Source organism: Pseudoalteromonas sp. A757, assembly GCF_004103285.1.
Classification (GTDB): domain Bacteria; phylum Pseudomonadota; class Gammaproteobacteria; order Enterobacterales; family Alteromonadaceae; genus Pseudoalteromonas; species Pseudoalteromonas galatheae.
The window spans coordinates 136,998-154,885 of the sequence record NZ_QNQN01000067.1; the positions used below are offsets into that span (position 1 = coordinate 136,998).

Sequence of the window (17,888 nt, forward strand, 5' to 3'; positions counted from 1 at the left end):
TAATAGTGTTTCCACTTTTGATCTTTATCTTATGCACATTAAGTGAATGGCCGCAAAATACCTAATTCGGAACCATTACGTTCAGCGCGTGTTTTTGGATCACTATTTCAATATTTTTCGCACTCAGCACTTCACCATCTAATGCAAAGTGTTGTTCCTGCTCAAACTCGATACTTATCTTTTCACACTGTTCTGTGCGAATATTAGAAGGTTTGCCGTCTAATTTAGGTAAAATAAGTTCGGCTACCGTAAGGTTCTGCGCACCATCCGGCTCGACCGGTAAAATCGTAATGTCCAGTTTGCCATCGTCATAGATTGGTTCTCCATGACCTTGAGCAAGAATGGTGGTTTTAGGTGCCGCATTCGCTATAACCAGACTAACACAATCTATTTGAGATTGCTCAGCACCATCAAAGCTGACTTTAAAATTGAGGGGCTTATTTTCACTCACTGCCTGCCATAACCCTCTAATGTAGGCAAGTTGTCCTGAGCTATTCTTTTCTTCACGCCCAGCCTTTTCGATCATTTCCTGCCCAAATCCAATTGCCGCAGCTAAAAGTGCGGTGCGACCATTACAGTTCATTATATCAATAGGCTTGGTTTTACCCTCTAATATTGCTTCACAAGAACGGTTAATGGGATCTATTTTGGACAGTGAGCCGAGTAACACGGTCGCTAGAGAATTAGCAGTTCCTAAAGGCAAAATACCAAACAGTACATCACTTTGATGCATCCCATGAGCAACACTCGCTAGTGTACCGTCACCGCCTCCTGCAATTACGATATTTGGCTGTTTTTCGGACATGACTCGAGTAGCCAATGCCGAAACGTCTGTGTCTTTCTCTGTAAAGTGAATGGATAAGTTATATTTTTCCGTCAGCATACCCACAATGTCATTTTCGTAGGTGAACCATTTTCCTGATCCCGATACTGGATTAATGATTAACGCGGCCCGTTCGTTATGGGTAAAAGTTTGGCTATGATGTAGCTTTGTTAGTCCTTTTAGCTGATGCTTGTTTAGCCTTGCCGTTTCACGGCGGTTTTGGATTTTCTCCAGCGCTTCACGGACGGTATAATCGGGGTTGGTTGCAAGCAAATATGCAGTGCAAAAGAACACTGAGCGTCCTCGCCCCAACGCACAATGCACCACAACCTTTCGCTTTAATTCATGCTGCGCTGCTATCCATGCCATGCCATGCGCTAATTGCTCTGAGGTGGGTGCTTGATGATCTAGCACCGGAATATTGAGGTAATGTAGGCCTTGCTGCTCCGCAGACCAGTTTAAACCATCAAACTCGGCAGTTACGTCTAAAATAGCCTCTATCCCTTCTGCCTTGAGCATATCCACGTCGCTTGGGAATAAGCGACAAGCAACAAATAAGTCATCAGTTAGCGGCTGAAACGCGTCCACAACATCTCTGCCTCGTTCAATCGCATTGTACAAATGTACGCACCCTAAATAGGGCCAAAATAGCCAAGTTGCATACCAAGGGATCTTGCCTGTACCGTGCTTTCTAAATATATGGGGATAGTTGGTAGCATAAGCAAAAGTAACTAACGATATCGAGACGGTAAACCACGCAAGCGGCAGCATTAACCAAGAGCCTATACTGTGGACCGTGAGTGCAGCTAAACAGAGACTTGCAAACAGGTAGTACTTGAGCATTTTCATTGCCTTTCCTTAATTATTTTTGTCGCCTACGGCTTTTTGTTATCGCCTTGTGCGGAATTCTCTTAGGTTTGTACATATGTAACTAAGTATAGATATGCATTTCTTAATCTGCGCTGATTCATAAACTTGTTTATATTTATCATTAAGATACTCAATATTAACCCAGTCAAGTCATAAAGAAATTAAAAGCGTTAACATAGATTTATAACGACTTATGCAACAGCCGTAACATAACTATTCAGGCACTGTTAATCCATTAAAATTTCTAATGTGAAAACAATAAAATATATTAGTTGAATGAAGCTTAAATGATCACCATAATGGCGATCCTTTAAACGTATTTGGAGAACCAAACAGACAATGGCAAACGAGCTCGACTGGCTACTTAACTTAGTATTACTTACTTTAGGTTTTGGTGCCTTTTTTATTAACCATAAAACGCTACTAAGAGTAGCTGCTGTGTGCGCATGTGGCGTACTTTTTATCTCGTTTAGCCTTGATCTGATGAACACCAGTGTAATTTCTAACCTAAGCCTGATTTTGATAAATACTTTTTATCTATTCAAAGTCTACACCTTTGGTCAAATGGAAGTTCACTAGTTCTCCGCTGCAACTAGTTCCTAGCGACTAGTTCCCAGCGATTAGTTCCCTATTTCACTTCGGTGCGCTAAAATTATGGCCATCATTGCTTGTTAATGGAGAAGCAGTATGGCCATAACTGATGAAGAGCTATTTTTAGCTTCAATGGGCGACGTCACTCCTCTCGCTCAAGACAAAAAAGCAGAATTACGCCGTCACAAGAACGAACCAACCATTTCGCAACTCGCAAAACGCGAAGCCGCCGAGCAAGAACTGGAGTTTGATCCTAATTACTTATCTACAGAGTACGTTGATCTATTAGATCCGCACGATCTACTCGCCTATAAAAAAAGTGGTGTTCAAGATGGCGTGTATAAAAATCTCAGATTAGGTAAGTATCAAGTTGATGCCACCTTAGACTTACATGGCAAACCCTTTCATGATGCCCGTAGAGCTTTGTTTGACTTTATTACGGATTGCCATGCAAAAAGTATTCGGGTGTTATTGTTAAGGCACGGCATTGGTTTAAACAGTAAACCCTTTCCTGCAGTACTCAAAAGCTATACAAACAAGTGGTTGCAAGAAATGCCGCAAGTATTGGCGTTTCACTCAGCGTTAAAATGCCATGGTGGTAGCGGTTCTACGTACGTACTGCTAAGAAAAAGTGAAGAGAAAAAACATGAAAACAGAGAGCGCCACGCTAAACGCTAAAAAACAAAAAGCCGAGTAAAACTCGGCTTATTTGCTATTTGCGGTGGGTATCGTCCCCTGAAGTTCACCAGCACTTGCTTGATTAAACCAAGCAGATACGCCTAACAAAATAACCGAAACCACAACAAGTGATAATTTCGCGCCACCTTGACTTTGCTTCATGGGTTCGACCTTTTTATTATTGTTTTTTTGTTAAATTAATGCATCATTCATAAACTCTCAAGATGTTTTTTTATACAGTAGTTTATACTATTCTCTTTGCACCTTACTCTATGGCTAATTACCACCATTTAATCAATTAGTAGCCCTGCTTTTTCTGAACTAAATGAACGAGTGCTCTGCCCTCCTGCATCGCTAAATAGTTGTTAGCAATTTGCTCAGCAGCCGTATTCAAACTGGTTAATGCGGCAACATGTGGAGTAATGCTAAGGTTTGGCTGCTGCCAAAAGGCGTGTGATGCTGGAAGCGGTTCTGTGTTAAATACGTCTAAAATAGCTCCTCCAAATGTCTCAGCCGCTAACGCGTCGAGTAAATCCGTCTCGTTAAGATGGCCACCTCTTGCGACATTTATGAGTACGCAATGATCCGGCGCGAGTGCAAACAGCTGGGCGTTCAATATTCCTTTGGTATGTTCAGTCAATGGTAGAAGACACACAAGGTAATCAAGGTCTGCAAGAAAGGCTGCGAGCTCTTCTTGCCCACTGAAGTGCTCAATATTGTCGAGTTGTTTTGCAGAGCCGGACCAGCCTTTGATATTAAACCCATTTACGTATAGCTTTTGCGCGACCGCAAGGCCTAGTTGTCCCATCCCCATAATACCAACCGTGCGACCTGTTCTTGCGCGCCTTGGCTTCCATATTTGCTGAGATTGATTGTGCCCATACTCTCTAACTCGAAGCTTATGACTTAATAGTTGGCCTAATACATATTCAGCCATATCATCAGCTAAATTTGGGTCAACGATCCGCGCAACCTCTACATGTGGTGGTAACAGCCGCATCGGAATGCTATCAACACCGGCACCATAAGAATGCACAACTTTTAAATTTGGAAGCTGTGACCATAGCGTCTCTGGCGCGTTCCATGCCAGTACAAACTCGACCTCCTTTAATAAGCTAACATCATCAACGGGCCATTCAAGCAAGGTTTGCTGCGGCAGCAGCGCTGCTAACTCAGCAACTAACTTGTCATTATTACGACCAGTAACACAAATAAGTAAAGCCATATTGTTCCTTTATTTTCGCTATACGCTATCACTGCAAAATAAATGACATACCAATGCAACATGCTTGTCATTAATAGTTTTTACTCTTGCAAAAAAGCGCCAACAGGTGATGAAAAATGATCAGTGTAGATAAAGTCATTGAAGCAAATCTTCCACAACTTGAAAACTCCCCAAAGGTAAAAGGTTTAGTAAAAAAAGGACTTGGTTATCTCTTGCATGAGCAAGAGTTTGTCGCGTTTGCTGATACCTACCCTCATTTGCAGGGGCTCGAGTTTGTGGAACAAGTACTTGATGAATTAGATTTTGACGCTCGTTTTAAACCAAAGCAAATAGAGCATATCCCAAGCGAAGGGCCGGTGGTGATCGTCGCAAACCACCCAATTGGCTCTTTAGATGCACTGGCACTAATCAAAGTGCTGGCACAAGTACGACCTGATTTGAAGGTCGTCGCTAATCGGATGTTGATGTCGGTTACACCAATGCATCCCCTATTACTGCCTGTTGATAACCTCTCAGGAACCAGTAAAAAGCAAGAACTGGCAAATATTCACAAGCATTTGAAGTCTGAGGGAGCATTACTTATCTTCCCTGCAGGCGAAGTTTCTCGCTTAAGCCCAACCGGTATTAAAGACTGTAAATGGAACTCTGGCTTTTTAAGAATGGCTAAAAAAGCCAATTGCCCCATTCTACCCATTTTTATCAAAGCGAAAAACAGTCCACTCTTTTACGGCACCAGTATGATTTACAAGCCTTTAGCCAGCTTATTATTGGTCAAAGAGATGTTTAAACAAAGGCAAAAGTCGCTAGAATTTGAAATAGGCGCCAGCATTCCTCCAGAGTCTTATCTTATTGATAACCTTAAAGACAAAGAGATAGTCGCGCTTATTCGTAAGCAACTCTATCGTCTTGCCAGTAAAAAACCACTGCCACTCAAAACACAAACCCCGATAGCAGTTCCAGAAAATCGTAAAGAACTAAAAAAGGCAGTGGAAGCATGCGAGTGTATCGGTGAAACACCTGATGGCATGCAAATATACGTTTACCAATACACCGGCAGCTCGGTGATATTTAGAGAGCTTGGACGCCTTCGGGAAATTGCCTTTAGGGCAGTGGGAGAAGGGAGTGGTAACCGGCGTGATATCGACAAGTATGATATGCACTACCACCATTTGTTGCTATGGGATACGAAACAACTCGAGCTGGTGGGGGCTTATCGACTTGCAAGTGCCAAGAGAGTGATAGAGGAGCATGGACAAGCGGGGCTTTATACCGACAGCTTATTTTCGTACAGTGAAGCCATGACCCCATACTTTGAAAAAGGCCTCGAACTTGGTCGCAGCTTTGTGCAGCCCAAATACTGGGGTCGCAAGAGCCTAGATTACCTGTGGTATGGGATTGGTGCATTCGTAAAGCGCTACCCAGAGCACCGTTATATGTTTGGTGCAGTCAGTCTATCAAACGCGTTACCGGATGAAGCAAAAGCCATGTTGGTATATCACTACCAACATTACTTTTCAAACCTTGCTGATATCGCCACGCCGAACAACGAAATGAAGCTGAGTAATGATCAGCTTAACCGTTATCAACACATGTTCAGTGGCAATGACATCAAAGAAGATTTCGCTGAGCTCAAACATATTCTTGCTAATATGGGTGCGCAAGTACCAACCTTATTTAAACAGTATACTGAGCTCTGCGAAGAGCAAGGCGTGAACTTTCTGAGCTTTAGTATAGATCCCGACTTTAATAACTGTATCGATGGTCTGGTACTCGTTGACTTAGCTAAATTGAAAGAGCAAAAAGCGAAACGCTACCTAGGCGACAACCCCTACGCTTAAGCTCAAATACATTGATCCGCTGCAATAAAGATCGCTACACTGCGGTCTTTATAGTTGCTTACTGTTATTACGGGATCATTTGTATGCTCAAGCTGCTTGGCCAAGCTTTCATCATTGTGCTGGTGTTTTTCGCCGTTTCAGCCTATCAAGAAAGAAACATGCTTACCGACTCGGGAGAACAAACGGCGCCGCCATTTCATCTACCCATTTTACAATCCAAGCAAACTTATTCGTCTATTCAGCTTAAAGGGCAACAAAGCGTCGTGTATTTTTTTGCGCCTTGGTGCGGCGTATGTCGAGTGAGCATGCCGAATATTAATAAACTACATCAGCAAGGCAAAGTCAAAGCAGTGGCGATTGCACTGGATTATCGTTCCACCGAAGAGGTAACAAAGTTTGTCAGCGATCTACAATTAGACATGCCCGTATTACTCGGCAATCAAACCACGGCACAAGCGTATAAAGTGCAGGCTTACCCTACATATTATGTACTTGATGAAGGCTTCAAAATAACCGAGCGCTCTGTTGGTTACTCATCCGAGATAGGGATCCGAGCGAGATTGTAAGAAATTTCATTAAACCGCTTACAGTTAATTACGACTCTCTGAAATTAATCAACAATTATTTCGTTTAGGCTAACGCACATCTTAACAAAGGATGAATAGGAAGCCGACCATGCGCCACGCCCCGAACTTTACGCTCAGTAAAATTTCACTCCTCGTGCTTTGCACTACCCTTGCCAATAACGCATTAGCCGATGAGGAGAAAATTGAACACATCGAAGTTATTTACAAACGCAGCTCAGTTATTTCAGAAATTACCGAAGATGCACAAAAACTTGTAGACATGCCAGGAGCTATGGGCGACCCACTCAGGGCTGCTTTTGCTCTGCCTGGCGTTGTTGCCGCGGGTGGTTCAATGGGCGCACCTGCCGTGCGAGGCTCCTCTCCTGACGACAATATCTTTGAAGTGGACTTTATGCCCGCAGGATATATCTTTCACGATTTCGGCAGCTCTATTTTCAACCGCAATACAATTCAAGATTTTCAGCTGAATTCTGCTGGGTTTGGTACCAGTTACAGCAATGCCACTGGTGCCGTGTTTGACGTCACGCTGCGTAATCCAAAATACCAAGATATTGCCACCACACTAGATTTAACCATGTTTAACGCAGGTATTTTTGTTGAAGGTAAAGCGACTGAAAACTCTGCATTCTATGTGTCAGCAAGAAAAAGTACCCTACCGCTATTTTTTAGTGATGGCGAGGAGCTTGAGGACGATGATGGCAAGCCTACAGGGATCACCATTAACGATCCACCGGATGACCACGACTATCAAGCCAAGTGGCTGTGGGATATCAATGCAAATAATACCTTAACGGTAAATATCAATGGCGCGGAAGATTCGGTTGCGGCTGGGTTTTCAGGTGCGTCAGATCTTGCTCTTAAAACTCCAGAATATCAGGGTGATGCTCGCTATATTCGTAAATTTAATAGTCAGAACATTTTGTGGGACCACTACGCCAAAGACTTACATATTCGCGCAGGCGTCGGGTATCTCAATCACCAAGCCACCATGCGCTACGGTCAACGTGCGACTTTATCTGATGGCTATTTTGAGAATTTTGAAGAAGAACAACTCAGTTATAAAGTACGAGCCAGTTATAAACTAAATAAAGAACAACGTGTCATTGCTGATGCTGGCTACTACGACAAAAAATCCACCTACCGCTACGACGCTTTTAATTATGTTTGCACCGAGTTTGACCCCGACTGTGATCTAAATAAAGGTGAAAGGATTAAGGGCACATCGAGTGCTGGAACAGATTCTGCCTTTATTGGGATTAATCATGTTTGGCAGTTTTCACCAAAATGGCAAAGTGAATTAGGAATAGTAGGCGAATATTATGACTACAGTGATGAGACCATTGTCCATCCACGCCTTGCGCTCAATTACTTCTATAACGATGACACCGTGATCTCAGCCAAGGCTGGTACTTACAGCCGTATTCAAGATCTTGAATACATTTTACCTGTTGTTGGTAACCCTGAACTTGAAGCACAGCGTTCAACTCACTATACCTTAGGCTTTAAACAGGAGTTAGAAAATGAGTGGTCATATTCCGTCGAGACCTATTATAAAACTATGGATGACCTGCCAAAAAGTGCCCCTTTATCTCAGGTAAACTACATCAATGGGACTTCCGGTACAGCCTACGGTGTTGATTTTATTATTAACAAAAACAAAACCGATGACTGGTATGGTTGGGTTGCAGTAAGTCTTGCAAAAAGTGAGCGTGAGGATGAGCTAACCGGCATTAAGCGTGACTATTATGCCGATACTCCTTTTATTCTGAATGCCGTGTTTCACTATGACTTTGGTGAAAAGTGGTCTGGCGGCTTTAACTTTACCGCTCGTAGCGGTCAAGCCTATACCCCAATTGTGGGTGTAAAAGAGAATCCTGAATTTGCGAACCGCTACTTGCCTGTGTATGGCGACCCATTCTCAGAGCGTTTTGACACTTACCACCGTCTAGATATTCGTTTTGAACGCAAAACAGAATTATTTGGTCTCGATGGCAAGCTAATTTTGGAGCTAATGAATGCATATGGCCGAGACAATACTGCCTATGTTGACCTTGACTACGATAGAGTCAAATCAATCAATGATTTATATATAGAAGAGGAAAGCGATGACTTTGAAATGCGTCCTTCTATAGGTTTCAGCGTAACATTTTAACTTGCCATAGGCGCACAAGCTCTGCATGATCGCATTTATTTTTGTAATGAGAGTCCCTTCATGCCTAAAGCGTGCGCCTATCATATTTTAGTAAAAACCGAAAAAGAGTGTTTAGATATCAAAGCCAAACTAGCCAAAGGTGCTGACTTTGGCAAATTGGCTAAACAGCATTCCCTTTGCCCTTCAAAAAAGCGCGGTGGCGACCTTGGTGAGTTCAATAAAGGGGATATGGTGAAGGCCTTTGACGATGTGGTATTCAAGAAGCCGCTATTTGAAGTACACGGCCCAGTAAAAACCAAGTTTGGATTCCACTTGATCAAAACCGTCTATCGGAGTTAATCGCTTTTTTGGATTAACCCCATCATGTTAATTCAATTTACCTTCATGATTAATTCTCTATACTAAATTTATTCATTTAGAGGAGAAAAAATATGTTTACTGTTATTTTTGGTCGTGAAGGTTGCCCGTTTTGTGTTCGTGCTAAAGAAGTAGCGGAACGTTTAACGCAAGAGCGCGATGATTTCAATTTTCGCTATGTTGACATCGTAAAAGAAGGGGTAAGCAAAGCCGACCTTGAAAAGTCAGCGGGTAAACCTTGTCCTACCGTACCCCAGATTTTTATTGACCAAGCTCACATTGGTGGCTTTACTGAATTTGAAGCCTACGCAAAAGCAAATTTGGGCCTCTACCAGTAAATTAGCAAAACCATGCAGATTAAATTTTAATCAATATCATGCACATATAAAATAGTGTGAATTTATGCAAGCTTTTGTTTTATCTTTCCTGTACAATTCGCGCCTCTTTAAAATAGTTGAGGCGCATTAATGTCAGAACCAGTCACGTTTGAATCTTTAGACCTTTCTCCTGCAATCTTAAAAGCAGTCGAAGAGCTGGGATATAAAACACCTTCTGAGATCCAAGCTCAATGTATACCGTTATTGCTAGAAAGAAAAGACGTACTGGGACTAGCGCAGACGGGTACAGGTAAAACGGCAGCATTTGCACTGCCATTGTTAAACCAAGTAGACGCATCCGTTAAACAACCGCAAATTCTTGTGCTTACGCCAACGCGTGAGCTAGCTATTCAAGTTGCTGAAGCTTTTCAGCAATATGCTAAATATACTAAAGGCGTTGAAGTATTAGCGCTTTATGGTGGTCAAAGCTACGGCATTCAGTTGAGTGCTCTACGCCGTGGTGCCCAAATTATTGTGGCAACACCAGGTCGTTTGATTGACCATATCAACCGCAAGACGATTGACCTTTCTGGTCTAAACGCACTTGTACTTGATGAAGCAGATGAAATGCTACGCATGGGCTTTATCGATGATGTTGAAAGCATCATGGAAAAAACACCGGAAGAGAAGCAAACTTGCTTGTTCTCTGCGACTATGCCTAAGCAGATCCAATCAATCTGTAATAAGTATTTAGACAACGCCGAACAAGTTAAGATCACTCCGCGTAACTCTACCGTATCCACGATCGAGCAAGTTTACTGGCGTGCAACTGCACACAAAAACAAGGCGATCGTACGTTTCTTAGAAGCGGAAGATTACGACGGTGCTATCGTGTTCGTACGTACACGTAATGACACTGTTCAGCTTGCAGAGCTACTAGAGCGTGAAGGCTTCTCAGCTGCACCGCTCAACGGCGACATGAACCAGCAGGCGCGTGAGCGCACAGTAGACCGTCTTAAGAACGGCTTACTAGATATCGTTATCGCAACTGACGTTGCAGCACGTGGTCTTGACGTAGAGCGTCTAAGCCTTGTTGTTAACTACGATATCCCACAAGACTGTGAAGCTTATGTTCACCGTATTGGTCGTACAGGCCGTGCTGGCCGCCAAGGTAAAGCAATCTTGTTCGTTAAGAACAACGAGCGTTATTTACTTAAGAACATCATGCGCCATACGCGCTCTGATATTGCACAGGTTGAATTACCAAGTGCGAAAGTCGTTGAAGAAAAGCGTATTGGTGCATTAGAGACTAAGATTTCTGCAGCGCTTGAGCACAAAGACATTGAGTTCTTCTCAAAAGTGGCGTCAGGCCTTGCACAAAAGCTAGAGCTGAGCCAAGAAGACTTAGCAGCAGCGCTATTGTGTCTGGCACAGCAACAAACGCCGCTGAAAGTTGAAGATATTCAAATTCAACAGCGCGAGCGTAGAGAGCGTGATGATCGTCGTGGAGAGCGTCGAGACAGAGATGGTAGCCGTGGTGAGCGCAAATCTCGTAGCCGTGATCGTGCATCAGGTCCAATGGATACTTACCGTATCGAAGTGGGTCGTGATCATGGTGTTCAAGTTAAGAACATCGTTGGTGCTATCGCAAACGAAGCGGATATCTCAAGCAAGTTCATCGGTGAAATCCGTCTGTTCAATGAACACAGCACGGTTCAATTGCCGCAGAATATGCCAAGTGATGTACTTAGCCACTTCAAGAGCGTTCACATTTGTCAGCGCCCTATGAACATGACTAAGAGCACTCACCCTGCTGACCAAGGTCAGGGTAGAGGTGAAGAGCAAAGAGACCGTAAGCGTAGCTTTAAAGACCCACGTAGTGGCGGTGGTGATAAGCGCCGTCCTGAAGGTCAAAGAAGAGAAAAGCGCGAAAGAAAAGAAATTAGCTTTTCTTAATCGACGCTCTTAAGAAAAAACCGCTCAACTGAGCGGTTTTTTTATTTATATGCTTTAATGTCGTTGCCAATCTCTCGGCTCAAACTGATAGTAGTCTTTTAACAAATTATATAGCTCTGGGTTTTCCTGTTTTAGTTCATGGGGCTTTTCAATAAATGTCTCTGTTACCACGGCAAAAAACTCCGCTTCGTTTGTTGCGCCGTATGAATGAATAGCATGAGGCATATTGTAAGACAGCTGCATTTTTAAGTGCTGGTAAGCCTTTGATAGCACCCTCCCCCAGTCTTGGTAACTCATTCCTACAGGTAACGCGGGCGTTCCATTCGTCGCACCAGTTTGTTGGTCAAGTTGATGGGCAAACTCATGAAACACCAAATTGTGACCATCTTCAGGCAATCGATTTCCCTCAAGTACATCGTGCCAACTCAGCACTAAAGTACCTCCAGGCCAAGACTCACCTTGACGAACGGCTTGGTGAAAACTAACCAAACCGGCACCATCTCTAGAAGTTTGTGGCGCGTAATAGCTACTGGGATAGAGTAATATTTCTTTAACATTGGGATAGAGTGGCCAAGCTTGCTTAAGTACCAATAAACAGGCATCTGCGGCAATAATTAGGGTCATAGGTCGTGATACCGTTAACCCATCTCTACCCAACACCCGTTTCTCGCCAAGAAACCAGACAATATGTTTTTCTAACTGTAAGCGATCGGCATCTGTCATCTTACGGTAGATAGGCATGTATTTTAGCAATACTTGCTTATCTGACGCGCTCAGCGTTTGACCTTGATATTTCCTTTGCCACTGCAGTCTTTGAATTTTTTCCCAATTCCAATACAGAGAAACAAATAGAATAAGGCCGATAATAAGCACTATTTCTATCATGGCTTTTGGCCTTTATTGAATAAGTCTTCAAATATTAATTGGTACTGACTCCGACTTTTTCAAGCAAACTTTGTTACTATGGCGGAAAAATGCAAATGAACTAGTATGTCTCTACCCATTGAATCTTTACACCCTCAGTTTACGCAAACACTAAGTGAACAAAATGCGATTGTTGTATGTGCGACAACAGGTTCTGGCAAATCAACCCAACTTCCACTTTGGGCCTCACAACATGGCAGAGTATTAGTCATAGAACCTCGGCGTATTGCTTGTACCTCTTTAGCTGAGTATGTCGCGGCTCAAAGCGGCTCACCGCTTGGTGATAAGGTCGGCTTTGCAATTCGGTTTGAAGGGAGGTTTTCACCAGATACTCAGGTAGTTTATGCAACGCCGGGTGTAGCATTAAGGTGGTTTTTTGAGAGCAAACTTGCGGAATTCAGCGTCGTGATGTTGGATGAGTTTCATGAAAGACGCTGGGACATGGACTTATTATTAGCGCTCTTGAAGCAGGCTCAATCACACAAGCTAATTGTTACCTCGGCAACGTTAAACAGCCAAAAGCTAGCCTCTTATTTAGACGCCCCTATCTTAGAATCTGAAGGATTTATTTACTCCGTTGAAGAGTATTTTCACGCCCCTGATCCAAGAACTATGCCCCAAAAAGAGCAACTCGATACTCGAGTTTTTGCAGCTTGCCAATACGCATTGGAACATTGCCAGAGCGATATTTTAGTCTTTTTACCTGGCAAGGCCGAGATCCAAGCAAGCTTAGCTAAAGTGAAAGCGCTGCCAGCGACTACCGTTGGCTTATATAGTGGCTGTAGCCCCGAGGCTCAGCGCATCGCACTAACCGCACAAAATACACGTCGAATTATTCTCGCAACCAATGTTGCGGAAACCTCGCTCACTATTCCCAATGTCACTTGCGTGATTGACTCAGGGCTTGAGCGTCGTACTCATTTACGCCTTGGAAAAACCGTATTAGGCTTAGATGCGATTGCAAGAGATTCAGCAAAGCAACGTCTAGGACGCGCAGGACGTACGCAACCGGGACTATGTATCCGGTTATATGGCCAATATGCGCCTTTGATAGACAGCACCCCGCCTGAGATCCAAAGAGAATCACTGGCAGAGCTTGTACTTGCGGCGGGCTGTGCAACAACAGGCGTCTCGTCTATTGATTTTATCGACCCACTTCCTGAAAGCTCACTAAGCAAAGCTAAACAACAGCTAATTACATTAGAAGCCATTGATGAACAAAATATAGCAACTCCGCTTGGCAAGCTGCTGTACCCGCTGCCCATCGATTTTGAGTTTGGTTATGTGATCCATAAATTGGCTTCAAACACGCTACGTCAAGCGGCTATTGACCTTATTTCGCTACTGTCTGTACCAGCTAGAGTTTACCAGTTACCTAATGATGTGGAGCGCTTAACAAGATTAAATAGCCGATTTACTCGAGGCTCAGATATAGAAATCGCTATCGCGGTGGTGAGAGGACAAACTGAAGAATTAATTGATATTACGCCTGAGGCGCTCACAGAAGCACAGCAATTTAGCGCGCAATTGCGTGAAGCATTCGCATTACCGCCTTTGGATAAGGCAGCCAGTTTTGACCATGACAAACTCGTCATTGAGTTAGCTAAGCTAATGCCACATTGGGTTTATATCAATAAGCAAAACCGTCGCAATGGCTTTAACAATGGCCTAGCTGAAGTCATGCCTTCAAACCATACTCGCGTATCGGAACAGGCAGAAGCATTACTGGTATTAGATACTTTTTCACTCGCAGGTAAGGGTACCAAGCAAGCCAAGACGCTCGCGATGTGTAATGCGGTACTAACGAAAAAGCAATTACTTGAAATGGGCCTTGGCAACCAGACATTACGCTCTGCCCATATTGATAATGATGAGCTTTGGGGTGAGTTTATTACACATTACGGTGACGAGGTTTTAGGCCAACAGACTAAGCGTCTTAACAACCCCAAGGATGTTGTTTCCGCCTTAGTATTACTTATCCAAAATAATACGCTATTTTCAGGTTTGGCCAAGCAAATAGAAGCCAGTATTGAGCAAACAGCATTGTTCTACCAATTTCATGGACGCGATGAACTTGTACCCACACTCAACTCCTTTTTAAGTGAGAAACTCACAGCGCTAGGTGTAGAAAGCTATGATGATGTAGCACTAATCAACGAACAAGACTTGTTATTCAATGAAGTTGAAGCGTGGGAATTAGCACCATTTGTTGAAAAGTTTCCGCTAACATGGTCAATTCCGGAGCTGACAATGGCAGTAAGTTATAATTTTAAAGGAAAAAGAATCGAGCTTACTCACATCAGCGGTACAAGGAAAGATGCACCAAAAAGGTGGGAATTGCCAGCCTGGAGTGGCTTCAAAATACGCTATCGTAAAGCTAGTAAAGTGGTAGATGTAAAGTAAAAGACAAATCATGAGTATTCAGACAACACACTTGAATACTCACTAGTTTACAATATGAAAGAGCTACCTATCAGTCGTTGCTGTGTTATTTTCAGCATCTCTTATCAGGCGCCGAGCATTTTCTCTCTCATATTCAGCCTGCTTTTTATCAACACAACGTTTTCTCTTAAGTTTACTCCCTGTCATAGAACTAACTTCGCAGTTCATTTCAATCTTTTTATTGGCTACGCTTTGTTCTGCTTGGGAGTTGTCCGTTGAGCTACACGCAAATAAAAATGAAGTAGCAGCTACTATTATTATTGTTTTCATATCAAGTCCTTCTTTATTTTTGGTTTATAAACACAAAAAGCGGGGAAAGTCCCCGCTTTATTTAAGTTTATTAATTAAAACTTAAATGTCGCCTTCGCGTAATATTCACGACCAGTTAGGCGGTGAACACGGATAAGAAGACCATTATCACCACGGCTAACATAAGGAGGCTGCTTATCGAATAGGTTGTTAATACCTAGTGATAGAGTCAAGCTATCCGTCGCGTGATAATAACCAGAAAGGTCATTATAAATTACAGAACCAACGCTGTTAGAAAGTGCATTTTCATTTGGTGCAGAATCATCCACGCCACTTTGATATTGTAAAGTGTGTGCTAGACCCCAGTTATCGCGGTCATACGATGTACGTAGGTTTGCACGCCATTCATTAAACGCACCACGTCCACCATTCGCGATATCCGCACCGTATTTACCTTCTAGCTCATCAACAACCAAACCTTCAGCTTCAAGAGAAGTTTGCTCTAGTAGATGTGTACCTGCTAGTTTAAAGCGAAGATTACCACCTAGCGCTTCTGTCGCGTAGTTAAAGTCGAAGTCGACACCCTTAGAAGTAAAGAAACCAAGGTTTTGTGTCGACAAATCAACACCTACAAGGTTGCCATCTAGGTTACGACGAGGGCTAATACCTTTAGTACCGTAAGCTTCAGGACCTTTGATCAAGTCACAAACTGGTGATGAGAAGTCTTTACTTCCGTAACATGTCTCACCGATAGTTTCTAGCGTTAGGCTTGAAATTACGTTGCTGATTTCAATATCGTAGTAATCAATCGTCGCGCTAAAGCCTTCAACAAAATCTGGTGACCATACAATACCAAACGTCTTACTTTCTGATGTTTCTGGACCTAAGTTTGGATTACCACCCAACCATGAGCCCGATTGCGCATTAGGCTGTGACCAATTTGGTGCAAGGCCATCAGCAGCACAGTTTTCTTTTAAGATTGCATTGTCACTAGCGCCATAGTTTACACATGGATCTGTATATGAATTAGCAGACTGAGTATATGGGCGATATAAGTTAGTGATAGATGGAGTACGGAACCCTTCAGAGTAGTTAGCACGAACCATTAACTCTGAATTTGGGCGCCACTCTAGCGCAACCTTTTTCGTTGTTTCAGCATCGTCAATCAAGTTTACTTCTGTGCGACGTGCCGCAACTGTCAAATCTAAACGCTCAGCAAATGGTAAGTCAGCAAGTAGTGGAATATTTGCTTCTACATAAAACGCTTCAGTGTTGTATTTACCTACAGAGCCACCTGGGGCTGTACCATAAATAGCACCAAGGCCTGATGCACCATCTACGATTGCTTCATAAGACGTTGTAAGGTGTTCGTAACCCACTGCCCAAGAAATCACACCAGCAGGTAGTTCAAAATCACCTGTGTCACCTGCAAGGTTAAATTGTAGCTGTGTATCGTCTGAAATATTAGTATCAGTAAGTGGAACAATTACCCAGTCAAGCATATCTTGAGTTAAGCTATCTTTAACAAACGGGTTCCAGATACCATTTGGTGTACCAGCTACTGCGGCAGTACAATCTGCACTTGCAGCACAAAGCTCTGGATCTACCAGTGTATTCATGCGCTCTCTGTGTACACGGCCATCAATAAATTCGTCTTGACGACGGTGGTTTACACCATAGCTAAAGTCCCAATACCAACCGTTTGAAAGCTCACCTTCAAAACCTGTAGTGATTAGGTACTCATATACGTCAAAATCTGTACGACGGTTGCCTGACTCAGCAAGACGACGGTTTACGTTTAGATCGCCACCGGTGTTGTTGTTAGGATGTGACTCTGGAACATTCATAGTCCAGAAAGTACCAACAGGTGCAAGGTTTGTTGTACTGCTACGGTGAGTAAACATAGACTCAGAGAAAAACTCAATAGAAGTAAAGTCAGTTTCTGCTAACTCGTAACGACCTGCTGCGAATAGGTTATATGATTCGCGTGGTTGATAAAGAATACTTGTAGATGAGTGATTATATTTATCACTTGTAACGAATGGTCTTGGATTGCCATTCTCGTCCATTACGTATCTAGCCGTACCTTCTCCAGGAATTGTGAACGAAGCTGGATAAGAAGTTGTTGAACCACCACATACAATCTTACCGTTTTCTTCTTCACGCGGACAGCTAGAGAAATCGCGGTCGCGACCATATATAGCATCACGACTATCATAACCTGCCGAGATGATTAAGCTACCTTTTTCACCCTCGATACCAGTTACAAAGTTGATTGAATCAGTTTTACCATCACCTTCTGATGTTTCTTGATAACGGAACTCAAGCTCTGTACCTGTGTAATTTTTCGCTGTAATAAAGTTTACAACGCCTGCAATTGCATCAGAACCGTAAATAGTAGATGCACCGTCACGAAGTACGTCAACGCGTGCAATAGCTGCCATTGGGATTGTGCTGATATCACCACTAAAACGACGACCATTTAATAGTACTAGGGTACGTGTTGAACCCAGACCACGAAGGTTCATAGTTACAGAACCATTACCGCCATTGTTTACGTTGGAGCCGTAGCTACCACCGCTAATTACTGGTAGTTGCTGAACAAACTGCTCAAGCGTAGGAACACCTGAAGCTTTAATGTCTTCCATTGAGAAAGAGCTTACTGGCATTGCAGTTTCTAAATCGGTGCGCTTGATGCGAGAACCAGTAACTTGGATTCGCTCTACGCTTTCAACTGAAGCGTCTTCTTCAGCTACAACTGCTGCACTGAATACAGCAGTCGATGCCGCACCAAACGCTAAACCAAGGCGTACGGCCTTGCTTACTTTATTATTTAACATTGATTACTCCCTGATTTTTTTTATATGAAGCAATGCAAA

Annotated in this window: 15 protein-coding genes; 9 read left to right on the plus strand and 6 right to left on the minus strand. The window is 43.1% G+C overall.

Annotated features, from left to right (window positions below):
* Nucleotides 1-61: 61 nt before the first annotated feature.
* On the minus strand, nt 62-1,672 hold the full coding sequence (locus tag DRB05_RS10700; protein ID WP_128726922.1) for a diacylglycerol kinase family protein: 1,611 nt from the start codon (nt 1,670-1,672) through the stop codon (nt 62-64).
* Nucleotides 1,673-2,032: 360 nt separating this feature from the next.
* Here DRB05_RS10700 and DRB05_RS10705 point away from each other — a divergent pair, with 360 nt between their 5' ends.
* Both DRB05_RS10705 and smrA read left to right on the plus strand, forming a co-directional pair.
* Nucleotides 2,033-2,272: a hypothetical protein gene (locus DRB05_RS10705; RefSeq protein WP_128726923.1), complete on the plus strand. Its 240-nt coding sequence runs from the start codon at nt 2,033-2,035 to the stop codon at nt 2,270-2,272.
* 108 nt (nt 2,273-2,380) lie between these two features.
* A complete protein-coding gene (gene smrA / locus DRB05_RS10710) occupies nt 2,381-2,962 on the plus strand; it encodes a DNA endonuclease SmrA (RefSeq protein WP_128726924.1) in 582 nt (193 codons plus the stop codon).
* A gap of 27 nt (nt 2,963-2,989) precedes the next feature.
* Here smrA and DRB05_RS23085 read toward each other — a convergent pair whose 3' ends face one another.
* Complete coding sequence (locus DRB05_RS23085; RefSeq protein ID WP_268960311.1) at nt 2,990-3,124, minus strand: hypothetical protein; 135 nt, start codon at nt 3,122-3,124, stop codon at nt 2,990-2,992.
* A gap of 136 nt (nt 3,125-3,260) precedes the next feature.
* A complete protein-coding gene (locus DRB05_RS10715; RefSeq protein WP_128726925.1) occupies nt 3,261-4,187 on the minus strand; it encodes a glyoxylate/hydroxypyruvate reductase A in 927 nt (308 codons plus the stop codon).
* A gap of 116 nt (nt 4,188-4,303) precedes the next feature.
* On the opposite strand from DRB05_RS10715, the gene DRB05_RS10720 reads away from it, so the two are divergent.
* The 6 genes from DRB05_RS10720 to DRB05_RS10745 all read left to right on the plus strand — a co-directional run bounded on the left by DRB05_RS10720 (nt 4,304) and on the right by DRB05_RS10745 (nt 11,394).
* Nucleotides 4,304-6,025 carry a lysophospholipid acyltransferase family protein gene (locus DRB05_RS10720; protein ID WP_128726926.1) on the plus strand — a complete coding sequence of 574 codons (1,722 nt, stop codon included), beginning with the start codon at nt 4,304-4,306 and terminating at the stop codon, nt 6,023-6,025.
* Nucleotides 6,026-6,108: 83 nt separating this feature from the next.
* Nucleotides 6,109-6,591, plus strand: coding sequence for a TlpA disulfide reductase family protein (locus DRB05_RS10725; RefSeq protein WP_128726927.1), 483 nt, complete (start codon nt 6,109-6,111; stop codon nt 6,589-6,591).
* 109 nt (nt 6,592-6,700) lie between these two features.
* Nucleotides 6,701-8,764, plus strand: a complete 2,064-nt coding sequence (locus DRB05_RS10730) for a TonB-dependent receptor (protein WP_128726928.1) — start codon at nt 6,701-6,703, stop codon at nt 8,762-8,764.
* Nucleotides 8,765-8,824: 60 nt separating this feature from the next.
* Entirely contained in the window at nt 8,825-9,103 is a 279-nt protein-coding gene (locus tag DRB05_RS10735; RefSeq protein WP_010378882.1) for a peptidylprolyl isomerase, read from the plus strand.
* Between the two features lie 92 nt (nt 9,104-9,195).
* Nucleotides 9,196-9,459: a GrxA family glutaredoxin gene (locus DRB05_RS10740; protein ID WP_128726929.1), complete on the plus strand. Its 264-nt coding sequence runs from the start codon at nt 9,196-9,198 to the stop codon at nt 9,457-9,459.
* A gap of 129 nt (nt 9,460-9,588) precedes the next feature.
* Nucleotides 9,589-11,394 carry a DEAD/DEAH box helicase gene (locus DRB05_RS10745; protein ID WP_128726930.1) on the plus strand — a complete coding sequence of 602 codons (1,806 nt, stop codon included), beginning with the start codon at nt 9,589-9,591 and terminating at the stop codon, nt 11,392-11,394.
* A 54-nt stretch (nt 11,395-11,448) separates the two neighbouring features.
* Here DRB05_RS10745 and DRB05_RS10750 read toward each other — a convergent pair whose 3' ends face one another.
* On the minus strand, nt 11,449-12,279 hold the full coding sequence (locus DRB05_RS10750) for a M90 family metallopeptidase (RefSeq protein WP_128726931.1): 831 nt from the start codon (nt 12,277-12,279) through the stop codon (nt 11,449-11,451).
* A gap of 105 nt (nt 12,280-12,384) precedes the next feature.
* Here DRB05_RS10750 and DRB05_RS10755 point away from each other — a divergent pair, with 105 nt between their 5' ends.
* A complete protein-coding gene (locus tag DRB05_RS10755; protein WP_128726932.1) occupies nt 12,385-14,721 on the plus strand; it encodes a helicase-related protein in 2,337 nt (778 codons plus the stop codon).
* Nucleotides 14,722-14,784: 63 nt separating this feature from the next.
* Here DRB05_RS10755 and DRB05_RS10760 read toward each other — a convergent pair whose 3' ends face one another.
* Nucleotides 14,785-15,030 (minus strand): hypothetical protein, encoded by a 246-nt coding sequence (locus DRB05_RS10760; protein WP_128726933.1) that lies wholly within the window; start codon nt 15,028-15,030, stop codon nt 14,785-14,787.
* A 74-nt stretch (nt 15,031-15,104) separates the two neighbouring features.
* A complete protein-coding gene (locus DRB05_RS10765) occupies nt 15,105-17,849 on the minus strand; it encodes a TonB-dependent receptor (RefSeq protein WP_128726934.1) in 2,745 nt (914 codons plus the stop codon).
* Between the last annotated feature and the right edge of the window lie 39 nt (nt 17,850-17,888).

What these genes read in the sequence shown, in the direction of transcription:
- DRB05_RS10765 (WP_128726934.1), bottom strand. Translation starts at nt 17,849, where the DNA reads ATGTTAAATAATAAAGTAAGCAAGGCCGTACGCCTTGGTTTAGCGTTT.
- DRB05_RS10705 (WP_128726923.1), top strand. Translation starts at nt 2,033, where the DNA reads ATGGCAAACGAGCTCGACTGGCTACTTAACTTAGTATTACTTACTTTA.
- DRB05_RS10725 (WP_128726927.1), top strand. Translation starts at nt 6,109, where the DNA reads ATGCTCAAGCTGCTTGGCCAAGCTTTCATCATTGTGCTGGTGTTTTTC.
- DRB05_RS10720 (WP_128726926.1), top strand. Translation starts at nt 4,304, where the DNA reads ATGATCAGTGTAGATAAAGTCATTGAAGCAAATCTTCCACAACTTGAA.
- DRB05_RS10760 (WP_128726933.1), bottom strand. Translation starts at nt 15,030, where the DNA reads ATGAAAACAATAATAATAGTAGCTGCTACTTCATTTTTATTTGCGTGT.
- DRB05_RS10740 (WP_128726929.1), top strand. Translation starts at nt 9,196, where the DNA reads ATGTTTACTGTTATTTTTGGTCGTGAAGGTTGCCCGTTTTGTGTTCGT.
- smrA (WP_128726924.1), top strand. Translation starts at nt 2,381, where the DNA reads ATGGCCATAACTGATGAAGAGCTATTTTTAGCTTCAATGGGCGACGTC.
- DRB05_RS10700 (WP_128726922.1), bottom strand. Translation starts at nt 1,672, where the DNA reads ATGAAAATGCTCAAGTACTACCTGTTTGCAAGTCTCTGTTTAGCTGCA.
- DRB05_RS10745 (WP_128726930.1), top strand. Translation starts at nt 9,589, where the DNA reads ATGTCAGAACCAGTCACGTTTGAATCTTTAGACCTTTCTCCTGCAATC.
- DRB05_RS10735 (WP_010378882.1), top strand. Translation starts at nt 8,825, where the DNA reads ATGCCTAAAGCGTGCGCCTATCATATTTTAGTAAAAACCGAAAAAGAG.
- DRB05_RS23085 (WP_268960311.1), bottom strand. Translation starts at nt 3,124, where the DNA reads ATGAAGCAAAGTCAAGGTGGCGCGAAATTATCACTTGTTGTGGTTTCG.
- DRB05_RS10755 (WP_128726932.1), top strand. Translation starts at nt 12,385, where the DNA reads ATGTCTCTACCCATTGAATCTTTACACCCTCAGTTTACGCAAACACTA.
- DRB05_RS10750 (WP_128726931.1), bottom strand. Translation starts at nt 12,279, where the DNA reads ATGATAGAAATAGTGCTTATTATCGGCCTTATTCTATTTGTTTCTCTG.
- DRB05_RS10715 (WP_128726925.1), bottom strand. Translation starts at nt 4,187, where the DNA reads ATGGCTTTACTTATTTGTGTTACTGGTCGTAATAATGACAAGTTAGTT.
- DRB05_RS10730 (WP_128726928.1), top strand. Translation starts at nt 6,701, where the DNA reads ATGCGCCACGCCCCGAACTTTACGCTCAGTAAAATTTCACTCCTCGTG.